This window comes from Streptomyces alanosinicus (assembly GCF_014650595.1).
Lineage (GTDB): Bacteria > Actinomycetota > Actinomycetes > Streptomycetales > Streptomycetaceae > Streptomyces > Streptomyces alanosinicus.
The window spans coordinates 112,250-125,064 of sequence record NZ_BMVG01000002.1 but is presented as its reverse complement, the minus strand read 5'-3'; the positions used below and the strand labels follow the sequence as shown (position 1 = coordinate 125,064).

The window sequence follows — 12,815 nt, the reverse complement described above, 5'->3', positions numbered from 1 at the left end:
GGCCATGAGCAGCTCGGCAAGCAGTGTCGTCAACGGCGGGATCTCCTACTGGTACGCGGACGACGGCCTCCCGGCCGTACGGGAACCACTGCCCGGCGACACGTCGGCCGACGTCGTCATCGTCGGCGGCGGCTACACCGGCCTGTGGACGGCGTACTACCTGAAGAAGGCCGCCCCCTTCCTGCGCATCATCGTCCTCGAACAGAAGTTCTGCGGCTACGGCGCCTCCGGCCGCAACGGCGGCTGGCTCTACAACGGCATCGCCGGCCGCGACCGGTACGCGAAACTGCGCGGTCACGAGGCCGCCGTACGGCTGCAGAAGGCCATGAACGACACGGTCGCCGAGGTCATCGCGGTCGCCGGGGCCGAGGGCATCGACGCCGACATCCACCAGGGCGGCGTCCTCGAAGTGGCCACCACACCCGCCCAGCTGGCACGCCTGAGGGCCTTCCACGCGCATGAGCTGTCCTACGGCGAGAAGGACCGGGAACTGTACGGCGCCCGGGAGACCGCCGAGCGGATCCGCGTCGCCGACGCCGTCGGCTCCGCCTGGACCCCGCACGGCGCCCGGCTGCACCCCGTGAAACTGGTCAAGGGACTCGCGGACACCGTCGAGGCCCTCGGTGTCACCATCCATGAGTCGACCCCGGTGACCGAGATCCGCCCCCGGCACGCGATCACCCCGTACGGCACGGTGCGCGCCTCGTACGTCCTGCGCTGCACGGAGGGCTTCACGGCCTCCCTGAAGGGCCAGAAGCGCACCTGGCTCCCGATGAACTCCTCCATGATCGCCACCGAGCCGCTGACCGAGGAGCAGTGGGCGACGATCGGCTGGGACGGCCGCGAGACCCTCGGCGACATGGCCCACGCCTATATGTACGCCCAGCGCACCGCCGACGGCCGGATCGCCCTCGGCGGCCGCGGGGTGCCCTATCGCTTCGGGTCGCGGACGGACAACGACGGCCGTACCCAGGAGGCGACCATCGAGGCCCTGCGCGAGATCCTCAGCCGTTTCTTCCCGTCCCTCGCGGGTCTGCGGGTCGCCTACGCCTGGTCGGGCGTCCTCGGTGTGCCACGCGACTGGTGCGCCACGGTGACCCTCGACCGCGCCACGGGCCTCGGCTGGGCCGGCGGCTACGTCGGCTCCGGTGTCGCCACCGCCAACCTGGCCGCGCGCACCCTGCGCGACCTGGTCCAGCAGGACTCCGGCCAGAGCGGCCGCACCGAGCTGACCGACCTCCCCTGGGTCGACCACCAGGTCCGCAAATGGGAGCCGGAACCTTTCCGCTGGCTGGGCGTCCACGGTATGTACGCCACCTACCGCACGGCCGACCAGCGGGAACGGCTTCGCCCGGGCACCGGGTCGTCCCGGCTGGCGAAGATCGCGGACCGGGTGGCGGGACGGCACTGAACGAGACGGCACCGAACGCGAACGGCCCCGGACCGAAGTCCGGGGCCGCACCGTGTTCCGAGCCCCCTGTCGGATTCGAACCGACGACCTTCGCTTTACAAGAGCGGCGCTCTGACCAGCTGAGCTAAGGAGGCCTGCGCATGGGGCGCCCGTGCAGTGTACCCAGGTCTGGGCCCGCCCCTGTCGAAAATTTCCGCGAAGTTCACTGTGGCCCAGGTACTGACAGATCGAGTGAACGCCAGGTACGGTCCTGAGCCAGTTCACTCGCGTGGACCACATCGCGTGGACCACGCCGGGCGGACTGGACCAACCACCTTCCTACAACGGATCGTCCGGCACGTTCCTGCCGGTAGAAGGGGGCCTCTGAGCCATGGCCACTGTCACGTTCGACAAGGCGACCCGGATCTACCCGGGCTCCACCAAGCCCGCCGTCGACGGCCTCGACATCGCGATCGAGGACGGCGAGTTCCTCGTCCTCGTCGGCCCGTCGGGTTGCGGAAAGTCCACCTCGCTGCGGATGCTCGCGGGCCTGGAGGACGTCAACGCCGGCGCCATCCGCATCGGCGACCGCGACGTCACGCATCTGCCGCCCAAGGACCGGGACATCGCCATGGTGTTCCAGAACTACGCCCTCTACCCGCACATGTCGGTCGCCGACAACATGGGCTTCGCGCTCAAGATCGCGGGCGTCAACAAGGCGGAGATCCGGCAGAAGGTCGAGGAGGCCGCGAAGATCCTCGACCTCACCGAGTACCTGGACCGCAAGCCGAAGGCCCTGTCCGGCGGTCAGCGCCAGCGGGTCGCGATGGGCCGCGCCATCGTGCGTGAGCCGCAGGTCTTCCTCATGGACGAGCCGCTGTCGAACCTCGACGCCAAGCTCCGTGTGTCGACCCGTACGCAGATCGCGTCCCTGCAGCGCCGTCTCGGCATCACCACCGTCTACGTCACCCACGACCAGGTCGAGGCCATGACGATGGGCGACCGGGTGGCCGTGCTCAAGGACGGTCTGCTCCAGCAGGTCGACTCCCCGCGCAACATGTACGACAAGCCCGCGAACCTCTTCGTCGCCGGCTTCATCGGCTCCCCGGCCATGAACCTGGTCGAGGTGCCGATCACCGACGGCGGCGTGAAGTTCGGCAACAGCGTCGTCCCGGTCAACCGGGAGGCCCTGAAGGCCGCCTCCGACAAGGGTGACCGCACGGTGACCGTCGGCGTCCGGCCCGAGCACTTCGACGTGGTCGAGCTGGGCGGCGGTGCCGCCGCGTCGCTCTCCAAGGACAGCGCGGACGCCCCGGCCGGTCTCGCCGTCTCGGTGAACGTGGTCGAGGAACTGGGCGCCGACGGCTATGTCTACGGCAGCGCCGAGGTCGGCGACGAGGTCAAGGACCTGGTCGTCCGGGTCAACGGCCGCCAGGTGCCGGAGAAGGGCGCCACGCTGCACGTGGTGCCGCGGCCGGGCGAGACCCATGTGTTCTCGACGTCCACGGGTGAGCGCCTCTCCGACTGAGCAGGGCGTTTGTACCGAAGTTGACGAAAGGGGTCCCACGGAGTGCCGTGGGACCCCTTTCGTGTGTCATCCACCCTCGGATATACCCCGGCACAGCGTTCATTCCGGGCGCGACACGTCAACCCCCTACCCGGAAAGAGGGGCCTTTCCATCCCCCGAAGGGGTGACCAAATGTCGCCAAATCATTACCCCGCGCTACCCTCACACGCGTGAAGCACTCCACCATCCCGCAGACGCGACACGGCCATCGGGGCGGCCCTGCCCGCCGGATCGGCCGCACTCTCGCCCTCGTCCTGCCCGTCGTCCTGGTGCTCTCGGGGACCCTCGCGGTCACCCGGGTCAACTGGACGGGAAGCCCCTCCAGCTCGCTGCTGACCGCCTCGGACGTCTCCACGGCGGCGGGCACCGCCAAGAAGGCCCGGCCCCCGCAGGACGTGCTCCGCGACCAGCTGATGGGCGAGCTCCAGGAGAAGAACCCGGCCATCGTCCTGACCCACCTCCAGCAGGCCGTCAACGGACGCCCCTCGCTGGCCCGGCACTGCACCGCGATCGCCCGCGCCCTGGGTCAGGCGGCGGTGCGCAAGTACGGCGCCTACCGCGCCCAGTCCTACGCCCGCCCGGTGTGCGACACCTCGTTCGCCTCCGGCGTGCTGGCCGCGCACAGCTGACGTCCCTGCCCCGGTGCACGCACCGGACACGGCTGGACGCAGCGGTGTGCCGCCGTCGGCGCGGCTCGGAGCGGGGCGCCACGTACAGTGCGGTCATGACCCATCCCAACGCCGCGTCGCGCCCCACTCAAGCCGTGGTCCTGGCCGGTGGCCAGGGCTCCCGGCTGCGTCCCTACACCGACGACCGGCCCAAGCCGATGGTCGAGATCCCCGGTACGGGCACTCCGATCATCGGCCATCAGCTCACCTGGCTCGCCGAGGAAGGCGTGACCGACGTCGTGGTCTCCTGCGGCCACCTCGCCGAAGTCCTGCAGAAGTGGCTGGACTCCGCCGATCTGCCCGTCTCGGTCACCACCGTCGTGGAGACCGAGCCGCTCGGCCGGGGCGGCGGCCTCAAGTACGCCGCGGCGCGGCTGCCCCGCCCCGACCAGCCCTGGTACGCCACCAACGGCGATATCTGGACCCGCTTCTCGCTGCGGGACATGGCGGACTTCCACACCGAGCGGGATGCCACGGCGACCCTGTCCCTGGCGCGGCCGCGTATCCCGTGGGGCGCGGTGGAGACCGACGGGTTCGGGCACATCACCGACTTCATCGAGGCTCCCCCGTCGACGTTCGAGATCAACGCCGGTGTGTATGTGTTCTCGCCCGAGTTCGCCGAGCTGCTGCCCGAGCGGGGGGATCACGAGCGGACGACGTTCCCCGGACTGGCCCGTGAGCGGAAGCTGTACGGGTTCCCGATTCCCCAGGGTGCGTACTGGCGGGCCATCGACACGGCGAAGGATCTGACGGAAGCCGCGAAGGAACTGGCGGCGCTGGGCCGGTAGTCGAAGAAAGCCGGTCATCGGGAAAAAGCCGGTCATCGGGAAAGAGGAGAGCCCCGTACCTCCTTGGGTACGGGGCTCTCCCCGTCTCGTTCCGTCTCGTTCCGTCAGCCCAGCAGGCCGCCCACCAGGCCCGGCTGGCCGGAGGAGGACGAACCGCCGCTGCCGCTCGTGGACGAGCCGCCGCCGGTCGAGGAGCCGCCGGAACTCGTCGGGCCGGCCGTGGTGCTCGGGGCGCCGCCCGTCGGGGCGGACTGGCGGGGCGAGGTCTGGCCCGTGGTGCCCTGGGTCTGGCTGGGGGTCGTGGTCGTACCGCCGGCGGACCGGGTGGCGCCCGGGGTCGCCGCCGCGCCGGACGGGCTGGCACCGGCGGTGGCGCCGCCCGTGGGCGAGCCGGAGACCGACGGGCTCTGCTGGTGCCGCCGGCCGGGTCCCTGGGTGAGCGGGGTGCCGGGGAGGTCGTTACGGGGGGCCTCGCCGGGACCGGGGACGACCACGCGGCTGGAGTCGCGCACCGCGCCGCCGAGCAGGGAGCCGACGAGCAGGGTGAGGCCGACGGTGACGACCGTGATCAGGGCGCCGCGGCGCAGGACGTAGCTGCGCAGGTCCCAGATGTCGGCGCGGGGGCCGAGGCGGCGCCAGGCGCTGGCGGCGAGGCGGCCGTCCACGGAGTAGACGGGGGCACCGGCGATGATCAGCGGGGACCAGGCGGCGAGATAGATGATGTCGGGGGCGTCGTAGGCGGGGACCGTCTTCCAGCTGACCGTGACGATCAGGGCGGCGGAGAGCAGGGCGCCGACGACGGCGGCGACCCGCTGCCAGCAGCCGAGGACCGTGAGGGCGCCCACGACCACCTGGAGGAAGGCGATCACGAGGCCGGAGCCGACCGGGTGGTGCAGGGCGAGCTGGCGAAGCGGTTCGGCGACGTCCCAGGGGTGCAGGGTGTTGAGCCACTTGACCATCGAGCCGCGCCTGCCGCCGTCGAAGTAGACGGGGTCGCACAGCTTGCCCATGCCGGCGTAGATGGAGATGAAGCCGAGGAAGATCCGCAGCGGGAGGAGGACGACGCCGAGGTTCATCCGGCGGCCGGGGTAGTAGGCGTGCCGGGCCGGGTCGTCGCCGTGCCGGCGGACCGGGCGCGGGTCGTCGGGGTCGTCCGGGTCCGCGTCCTCGTCGTCCGCGTAGTCGTCGTAGTCCTCGTAGTCCTCGTACGACGCGAAACCGGGGCCCTCGTAGGGGGGATCGTCATAGGCGCCGGCGACCGTCCGCATGTGCGGCAGGAGGCGGGTGCCGTCGGTGTCGTCGGGGGCGGTGCGCTGATGGCCGACGACCGGGGTCTCGACGGTCTGGCCCAGCGCGTCGTAGGTGTCGCCGTATCCGGTGTCGACGCGCGGGATGACCTGGGTGGCGCCGGGCTCGGGCTCGTCGGCGTGGCGGACGCTGCTGCCCCGCACGGCCTGGAGGAGGCGGTGGGCGCCGGTGTCGTCAGGGGCGGACCGGCCGCTCCACACGACGGGGCGGCGGCGGCCGGCGGCGCCCGACCGGCCCGCGGTGCCCACGACGGGCATCCGGGCGGATTCCGGGGCGCCACTCAGATGCCGGGCGATCCGCGAGGACTGGGTACGTTTCGCCGACGGGCCCAGCTGTACGCGGAAGCTGGGGTGGTTGACGATGACCTGCGCCGGATCGCTCGGCACCTTCACCATGCTCAGCGCGGGAGCGTCATCGGTTCCGGACTGGAATCCCGACGAGCGGTCCCCCGTGGGTGTGCGGGGTGTTCTGGTGTCCACACTCATCTAACCGAGTGACATGGAGTTAGGACACTGCTTTGACCGGGGCGGATGTGTCCGGACCCCGTCAAAGCGGCTGCGAACGCCACATGGGCGCCGGATTGCCCCCGTAAGGGTGAAGTTCCGGACGGGTGTTCAGTCCCGTCCGGTGTGCCTGTCAGCCGCGCCTGCGTGCCGCCTCGTACAGCACGATCCCCGCCGCCACACCCGCGTTCAGCGACTCCGCGCCACCCGGCATCGGGATCCGCACACGGACGTCGCAGGTTTCGCCGACCAGGCGGGACAGGCCCTTGCCCTCGCTGCCGACCACGATGACGACCGGGCCGCCGAGGGCTTCGAGGTCGCCGAGTTCGGCTTCGCCGTCGGCGGCGAGACCGACGATGGCGATGCCGGCCTTCTTGTACGCCTCCAGGGCACGGGTGAGGTTGGTGGCGCGGGCGACCGGGGTGCGGGCGGCCGTACCGGCGGAGGTCTTCCAGGCGCCGGCGGTCATACCGGCCGAGCGCCGCTCGGGCACGACCACGCCGTGACCGCCGAAGGCGGAGACGGAGCGGACGACGGCGCCGAGGTTGCGCGGGTCGGTGACGCCGTCGAGCGCGACGATCAGCGGGTCGGCGCCCTCGTCGTAGGCGGCGTCGGCGAGGTCCTCGGGGTGCGCGTACTCGTACGGCGGGACCTGCAGGACGAGGCCCTGGTGGTTGAGGCCGTTCGTCATGCGGTCCAGCTCGGGGCGCGGGGCCTCCATCAGGTTGATGCCGCCGCGCTCGGCGGCGAGCTGCAGGGCCTCGCGGACGCGCTCGTCGTTGTCGATGAACTGCTGGACGTAGAGGGTGGAGGCGGGCACGCCCTCGCGCAGCGCCTCGACCACGGGGTTGCGGCCCACGACCATCTCGGATGTCGACCGGCCGGCGCCCCGGCGCTGCTGCGGGCGGCCCTGGGCGCGGCGGACCTTGGACGTGGCGGCGCGCTGTTTGGCGTGGCCCTTGCGCATCTCGGCGGGCGGGGTGGGGCCCTTGCCCTCCAGGCCCCGGCGCCGCTGTCCGCCGCTGCCGACCTGCGCGCCCTTCTTGCCGGACATGCGGCGGTTGTTCGCGGCCATGAGTTACCTGTCTCCGTGAGCTTCGTACGTACGTCTTATGCAGTGTGCCGCCCGGGGGGCCGGGCGGCACACTCGATCTTCGGGTCCGGGGCTAGGCCCTGAGGCTCCAGCGCGGGCCCTGCGGGCCGTCCTCGATGGCCAGCCCGGACTGGGCGAGCTGGTCGCGGATGGCGTCGGCGGTGGCCCAGTCCTTGCGGGCGCGGGCGGACTCGCGCTGGTCCAGCACCAGGCGGACGAGGCTGTCGACCACGCCGCTCAGGTCCTCGCCCTGGTCGGACGTGCCCGCCCACAGCTCGTCGAGCGGGTCGAGGCCGAGGACGCCGAGCATCGCGCGGACCTCGGCGAGCCGGGCCACGGCGGCTTCCTTGTCGTCGGCGGCCAGCGCGCTGTTGCCCTGCCGGACCGTGGTGTGGACGACGGCGAGGGCCTGCGGGACGCCCAGGTCGTCGTCCATCGCCTCGGCGAAGGCGGGCGGGACCTCGGCGGCCGGGTCGACCGTCTTCCCGGCCAGCTCCACCACGCGCTGGATGAAGCCCTCGATCCGCGCGAACGCCGACTCGGCCTCGCGCAGCGCCTCCTCGCTGTACTCGATCATCGAGCGGTAGTGCGGGGTGCCGAGGTAGTAGCGCAGGACGACGGGCCGCCACTGCTTGACCATCTCGGACACGAGGACGCTGTTGCCGAGCGACTTGGACATCTTGTCGCCGGCCATGGTCACCCAGGCGTTGTGCACCCAGTACCGGGCGAAGTCGTCGCCGTAGGCCTTGGCCTGGGCGATCTCGTTCTCATGGTGCGGGAAGATCAGGTCCAGGCCGCCGCCGTGGATGTCGAAGGCGGAGCCCAGGTACTTGTGGGCCATCGCCGAGCACTCCAGGTGCCAGCCGGGGCGGCCGGGCCCCCACGGCGTCGGCCAGGTCGGCTCGCCGGGCTTGGCGGACTTCCACATGGCGAAGTCGCGCGGGTCGCGCTTGCCGGTCTCGCCCTCGCCGGACGGCTGGAGCAGGTTGTCCAGCTCCTGCCGGGACAGCTGGAGGTACTCCGGGAAGGACCGCACGTCGAAGTAGACGTTGCCGTCGGCCGCGTAGGCGTGCCCGCGCTCGATCAGGCCCTGCATCATCTCGACCATCTCGGTGATGTGGCCGGTCGCGCGCGGTTCGTACGTCGGCGGCAGGCAGCCGAGGGCGGTGTAGCCCTCGTTGAAGGCGCGCTCGTTGTCGTACCCGATCGACCACCAGGGCCGGCCCTGCTCGTGGGACTTGGCGATGATCTTGTCGTCGATGTCCGTGACGTTCCGGACGAACGTCACCTCATAGCCGCGGTAGGCGAACCAGCGGCGCATGATGTCGAAGTTGAGGCCCGAGCGGATATGACCGATGTGCGGTGCCGCCTGCACGGTGGCGCCACAGAGGTAGATCGAGACACAACCCGGCGTGAGCGGGGTGAAGTCACGGATCTGCCGGGCGCTGGTGTCGTACAGCCGAATGGTCACCCCTCCAGGGTAGTGGGCGCGGGAGGGTGCCTCACGCCCCTTCCCCACAATCCCGGGGCCCGCCGCGCGCGCCGCCCGTCCGGACCGCCGCCGCGGCCGGGTGTCTCAGAGCATCCCGACGATCTTCCGCGGCCGGATCCGTACTACCACGCGCGGGGCGTCCTGGCCGGCGGCCGGGTTGAACGCGGCGTACTTCTTGCCGGTGTACTTCTCGCTCAGTTCGTCGATGAGTTCCAGGCCGCCGTCGGTCGTCATCTCGGCGGTGCCGCGGATCTCGGCGTACTCATAGGGCTGTTCGGGGTTCATGACGACGACCGTCACCCGGGGGTCGCGGTCCAGGTTCAGGTACTTGCGGCGGTCGACCGTCGTGGAGAAGAGGACGTCGTCGCCGTCCCGCTTCACCCAGACGGGCGACAGCTGCGGGCTGCCGTCGGGCTGGGCGGTGCCGACGACGATGAACACCTTGCCGTCGAGCACCGACTTCAGGCGGTCGGACAGTACGGCGGACATGGGCACCCTCCGGAGTCCGGGGCTCACTGATGGTCGTGTGGGTACCCTCGCACGCCCTCAGCCGGCCCGCACCACGAGCGCTGTCGCGACCGCCATCAACCCCTCGTCACGGCCGGGGAAGCCGAGGCCGTCGGTCGTGGCTCCGGAGACGGAGACGGGCGCGCCGGCCGCCGCGGAGAGGATCTTCTGAGCCTCGTCGCGGCGCTTGCCGATCTTCGGGCGGGGGCCGACGACCTGCACGGCGATGTTGCCGATGACGAAGCCCGCCTCGCGGACGATCCGGGCGGCCTCGGTCAGCAGGGTCACCCCGGGGGCGCCGGACCACTCGGGGCGGCCGGTGCCGAAGTGCTGTCCCAGGTCACCGAGCCCGGCGGCGGAGAAGAGGGCGTTGCAGGCCGCGTGGGCGACGACGTCCGCGTCGGAGTGCCCGGCCAGCCCCGGCCCCTCGCCCTCCCATTTCAGGCCCGCGCACCACAGCTCGCGGCCCTCCTCGAAGGCGTGGATGTCGGTGCCGATGCCGACCTGGGGCAGCGGCGGGATGCGGTCAGAAGCCATCGTTGAGCCTCCTGCGGGCCAGGACCGCCTCGGCGAGGACCAGGTCGAGGGGGCGGGTGACCTTGAAGGCCTCCTCGTGACCGGGGACGGTCACGACCGTCAGCCCCAGCTGCTCCACCATGCTCGCGTCGTCGGTGACATCGTCCGTGACGGTCTCGTGCGCGCGGACCAGGGTCGCCCGGTCGAAGCCCTGCGGGGTCTGGACGGCACGCAGCCGGGCGCGCTCCGGGGTGGCGACGACCGGTTCGGGGTCGCCGGCCTCGGCCGCGGGCTCGACCTCCTTGACGGTGTCGGCGAGCGGGAGCGCGGGGACCACGGCGGGCGCGCCTGCGCGGACGGCCTCGATGACCGTGTCGACCGTGTCGACCGGGACGAGCGGGCGGGCCGCGTCATGGACGAGGACGACGCCGTACTCGGGGGGCAGCGCGTCCAGGCCGAGCCTGACCGACTCCTGGCGGGTGTCCCCGCCGGGCACGACGAGGAAGTCGGTGCTCCCCCAGCTACCGCTGGGGGTACCCCCAGGCAGGGCGTGCGCGTCGAGGAGGGACTTGACCTCGGCGGCGCCGTCGGACGGGGCGACGACGATGACCAGCGAGACATGGCGGGACGCGGCGAGCGCGCGGACCGCGTGGATGAGCATGGGCGTGCCGTTCAGCGCGCGGAGCGCCTTGGGGGCGCCCGGACCGAGGCGTACGCCCCGGCCGGCGGCGGGAATCACGGCGGCGACGGCGGTCTGCGCAGGCGAAGGGCGCGATTCGTCAGACATCGGTTCCTGTCAAGGTTTGTGTGCTCGACCCAGGTGGGTATGGCCTGGAGGAGTGCCGGGCGCGACGCTTTGACCGGACCCTTTCCGTGACCCTGGTCGAGCCATCTGCCCGGGCCCGGCACATCAAGCAGGGGGAGCGGCTTTCCCTGAAATGTACGACGGGCGTTTCGGCGCCCTGTTTCCGGCTGCCGAAGCCGTGTTGAAGTTTTGCGGTTTCTCCGGGGACGACCGGGGACGAACATGCCGCAGCGCCCGGCGACAGGGTCAGTGTCATCGGGCACCGCGGCATTTACTGTGCTGAGCGTGGCGGGAGCGAAGGTTCGCTGCCGTGGCGCGTCAGGAGGCGAGCACCTCGTCGAGCAGGGCCTCGGCCTTGTCCTCGTTCGTGTTCTCCGCGAGAGCGAGCTCGCTCACCAGGATCTGCCGGGCCTTGGCGAGCATGCGCTTCTCACCGGCGGAGAGCCCGCGCTCGCGCTCACGACGCCACAGGTCACGCACGACTTCCGCGACCTTGATGACATCGCCGGAGGCGAGCTTCTCCAGGTTTGCCTTGTAACGACGGGACCAGTTCGTGGGCTCCTCGGCATACGGCGCGCGCAGCACCTCGAAGACCCGGTCCAGCCCGTCCTGACCGACCACATCACGCACACCCACGAACTCAGCATTGTCCGCTGGCACACGCACCGTCAGGTCACCCTGGGCGACCTTCAGCACCAAGTAGGTCTTGTCCACGCCTTTGATCTGGCGAGTTTCGATGGCCTCGATCAGCGCGGCCCCGTGATGGGGATAGACCACGGTGTCGCCAACCTTGAACGTCATGTGACAGGTACCCCTTCCGTGGCTATCCAGAGTAACACGGATACGGCGTCTTCTGAATGGCGTTTTCGCAGGTCAGGGCATATCTCGGGGCTTGACAACTGCGACAGGAACGTGCTTCGAGGGGCCTGCGGAACCGGGAATTCGCAGGTCGGAGGGGCTCTTCGGGCGGGGTGAAACGCGTACGTCACACACGCCCGGAGCCGTCTCCAAGTGGACGAACGTCCCGTTTTGTCCACTTCCAAGCGTACGACTTCCGCTACTCCGTTCGGTGACCCGAGGCCGATCCGGACCGATTCCGGAATTGATCAACGACTGCCGGACGCGTGGCGTCCGATCAAAAATCGAGAGCACTCATCGAGGGGTCGCGCATTCCTTCACGGAAATTTTGCGGGCGGTTATGTGAATGGCGGACGAGCGCCCGGCAAAGTGACCGGGGAGTCACTTGTGGCGGGAGCGACGAGTCACGCGCGGTACCCCCAGCCGGAGGCAAGCCGGACGCTTGGGGAGGGTCGGGTGCGGTGGCCCGGGAACGGCTCGGTAACCTAAGCCCGCTGACAGACACTTAGGGTGGCTTTATAAGGGGAGCCGCCCGCGCGTTCAAGGAGTTGCCGCCGCCGTGAGCAGCAGCCTTCGACGCGGCGCCCTCGCCGCCTCGGCCATCGTCTTCTCGATTGCCTCGCTCGCCGCCTGCGGCGCCGGCAACGACTCGCAGACCCTGGAGGTCAAGCCGGACAACGCGGCCGCCACGGTCGGCAACATCAGGATCCAGAACGCCCTGGTCATCACCCAGCCCGATCTGAAGGCGACGGGTCCGGCGGTGATCTCCGCGACCCTGTTCAACCAGGGCGGCACGGACGAGACCCTGCAGTCCGTCTCCGTCCAGGGCGGCGGCGAGACCGTGAAGCTGACCCCGGCCAAGGGCGGGAACCTGACCGTCCCGGCGCACGGCTCGCTGCTGATCGGCGGCAGGGGCAACGCCTCCGCCGAGATCCCGAACGGCCGCGAGTCCGTCCAGGACGGCAACGCCCAGAAGGTCACCTTCACCCTCAGCAAGACCGGTGATGTCAGCCTGCGCGCCTTCGTGGTCCCGGCCACCAGCTACTTCGACAAGTGGGGCCCGAGCCAGATCCCGTCCGCCCCGGCGACCCCCACCGGCGCCCCGGGCGCGAGCGCGTCCGCGTCGGGCAGCGCCAAGCCGGGCAAGGGCAAGGGCGGCAAGGCCACCCCGTCGTCCTCCGCGAGCGGCCAGGCGAGCACCGGCGCCACCCCGACCGACTCCGCGTCGCAGTCGGTCGCCGGCCACTGAGCGGCCCTGCACGGCCGTACGCACGAGGGCGGCACCCCACACGGGGTGCCGCCCTTCGTCGTACGGCGGGT

At 70.9% G+C, this 12,815-nt stretch carries 12 protein-coding genes and 1 tRNA gene; 5 read left to right on the top strand and 8 right to left on the bottom strand.

Translation table 11 applies throughout. The features are described 5' to 3' along the window. The first annotated feature begins 4 nt into the window (after positions 1–4). Positions 5–1,411, top strand: a complete 1,407-nt coding sequence (locus IE277_RS06845; RefSeq protein ID WP_189949496.1) for an NAD(P)/FAD-dependent oxidoreductase — start codon at positions 5–7, stop codon at positions 1,409–1,411. Positions 1,412–1,471: 60 nt separating this feature from the next. Here IE277_RS06845 and IE277_RS06840 read toward each other — a convergent pair. Further along, positions 1,472–1,545: transfer RNA gene (locus IE277_RS06840), tRNA-Thr, on the bottom strand. A gap of 236 nt (positions 1,546–1,781) precedes the next feature. On the opposite strand from IE277_RS06840, the gene msiK reads away from it, so the two are divergent. From msiK to IE277_RS06825, 3 genes are all read left to right on the top strand, one after another. Then, positions 1,782–2,918: a diacetylchitobiose ABC transporter ATP-binding protein MsiK gene (gene msiK, locus IE277_RS06835; protein ID WP_189949494.1), complete on the top strand. Its 1,137-nt coding sequence runs from the start codon at positions 1,782–1,784 to the stop codon at positions 2,916–2,918. 209 nt (positions 2,919–3,127) lie between these two features. Then, positions 3,128–3,586, top strand: coding sequence for a hypothetical protein (locus IE277_RS06830; RefSeq protein ID WP_189949493.1), 459 nt, complete (start codon positions 3,128–3,130; stop codon positions 3,584–3,586). Positions 3,587–3,681: 95 nt separating this feature from the next. Next, a complete protein-coding gene (locus tag IE277_RS06825) occupies positions 3,682–4,413 on the top strand; it encodes a nucleotidyltransferase family protein (RefSeq protein WP_189949491.1) in 732 nt (243 codons plus the stop codon). A 104-nt stretch (positions 4,414–4,517) separates the two neighbouring features. Here the strand turns inward: IE277_RS06825 and IE277_RS06820 are convergent, their stop codons facing one another. The 7 genes from IE277_RS06820 to IE277_RS06790 form a co-directional block, all read right to left on the bottom strand. Further along, entirely contained in the window at positions 4,518–6,206 is a 1,689-nt protein-coding gene (locus IE277_RS06820) for a DoxX family protein (RefSeq protein WP_189949489.1), read from the bottom strand. A gap of 151 nt (positions 6,207–6,357) precedes the next feature. Beyond that, entirely contained in the window at positions 6,358–7,299 is a 942-nt protein-coding gene (rlmB, locus tag IE277_RS06815) for a 23S rRNA (guanosine(2251)-2'-O)-methyltransferase RlmB (RefSeq protein ID WP_189949487.1), read from the bottom strand. A 91-nt stretch (positions 7,300–7,390) separates the two neighbouring features. Then, positions 7,391–8,788, bottom strand: coding sequence for a cysteine--tRNA ligase (cysS, locus tag IE277_RS06810; RefSeq protein ID WP_189949485.1), 1,398 nt, complete (start codon positions 8,786–8,788; stop codon positions 7,391–7,393). A gap of 105 nt (positions 8,789–8,893) precedes the next feature. Then, entirely contained in the window at positions 8,894–9,298 is a 405-nt protein-coding gene (locus IE277_RS06805) for a PPOX class F420-dependent oxidoreductase (protein ID WP_189949483.1), read from the bottom strand. 57 nt (positions 9,299–9,355) lie between these two features. Continuing rightward, positions 9,356–9,853, bottom strand: coding sequence for a 2-C-methyl-D-erythritol 2,4-cyclodiphosphate synthase (gene ispF / locus IE277_RS06800; RefSeq protein WP_189949481.1), 498 nt, complete (start codon positions 9,851–9,853; stop codon positions 9,356–9,358). Continuing rightward, positions 9,843–10,619 (bottom strand): 2-C-methyl-D-erythritol 4-phosphate cytidylyltransferase, encoded by a 777-nt coding sequence (gene ispD, locus IE277_RS06795; RefSeq protein WP_189949479.1) that lies wholly within the window; start codon positions 10,617–10,619, stop codon positions 9,843–9,845. The genes ispF and ispD overlap by 11 nt, the downstream gene beginning before the upstream one ends. A 336-nt stretch (positions 10,620–10,955) precedes the next feature. Beyond that, positions 10,956–11,438: a CarD family transcriptional regulator gene (locus IE277_RS06790; protein ID WP_003953493.1), complete on the bottom strand. Its 483-nt coding sequence runs from the start codon at positions 11,436–11,438 to the stop codon at positions 10,956–10,958. Between the two features lie 616 nt (positions 11,439–12,054). Here IE277_RS06790 and IE277_RS06785 point away from each other — a divergent pair. Further along, positions 12,055–12,744, top strand: coding sequence for a DUF461 domain-containing protein (locus tag IE277_RS06785; protein WP_189949477.1), 690 nt, complete (start codon positions 12,055–12,057; stop codon positions 12,742–12,744). Positions 12,745–12,815: the final 71 nt, after the last annotated feature.

Excerpts from the sequence above, each read along its gene's own strand:
- IE277_RS06845 (WP_189949496.1), top strand. The coding sequence starts at position 5 with ATGAGCAGCTCGGCAAGCAGTGTCGTCAACGGCGGGATCTCCTACTGG.
- msiK (WP_189949494.1), top strand. The coding sequence starts at position 1,782 with ATGGCCACTGTCACGTTCGACAAGGCGACCCGGATCTACCCGGGCTCC.
- IE277_RS06825 (WP_189949491.1), top strand. The coding sequence starts at position 3,682 with ATGACCCATCCCAACGCCGCGTCGCGCCCCACTCAAGCCGTGGTCCTG.
- IE277_RS06820 (WP_189949489.1), bottom strand. The coding sequence starts at position 6,206 with ATGAGTGTGGACACCAGAACACCCCGCACACCCACGGGGGACCGCTCG.
- rlmB (WP_189949487.1), bottom strand. The coding sequence starts at position 7,299 with ATGGCCGCGAACAACCGCCGCATGTCCGGCAAGAAGGGCGCGCAGGTC.
- IE277_RS06805 (WP_189949483.1), bottom strand. The coding sequence starts at position 9,298 with ATGTCCGCCGTACTGTCCGACCGCCTGAAGTCGGTGCTCGACGGCAAG.
- ispF (WP_189949481.1), bottom strand. The coding sequence starts at position 9,853 with ATGGCTTCTGACCGCATCCCGCCGCTGCCCCAGGTCGGCATCGGCACC.
- ispD (WP_189949479.1), bottom strand. The coding sequence starts at position 10,619 with ATGTCTGACGAATCGCGCCCTTCGCCTGCGCAGACCGCCGTCGCCGCC.
- IE277_RS06790 (WP_003953493.1), bottom strand. The coding sequence starts at position 11,438 with ATGACGTTCAAGGTTGGCGACACCGTGGTCTATCCCCATCACGGGGCC.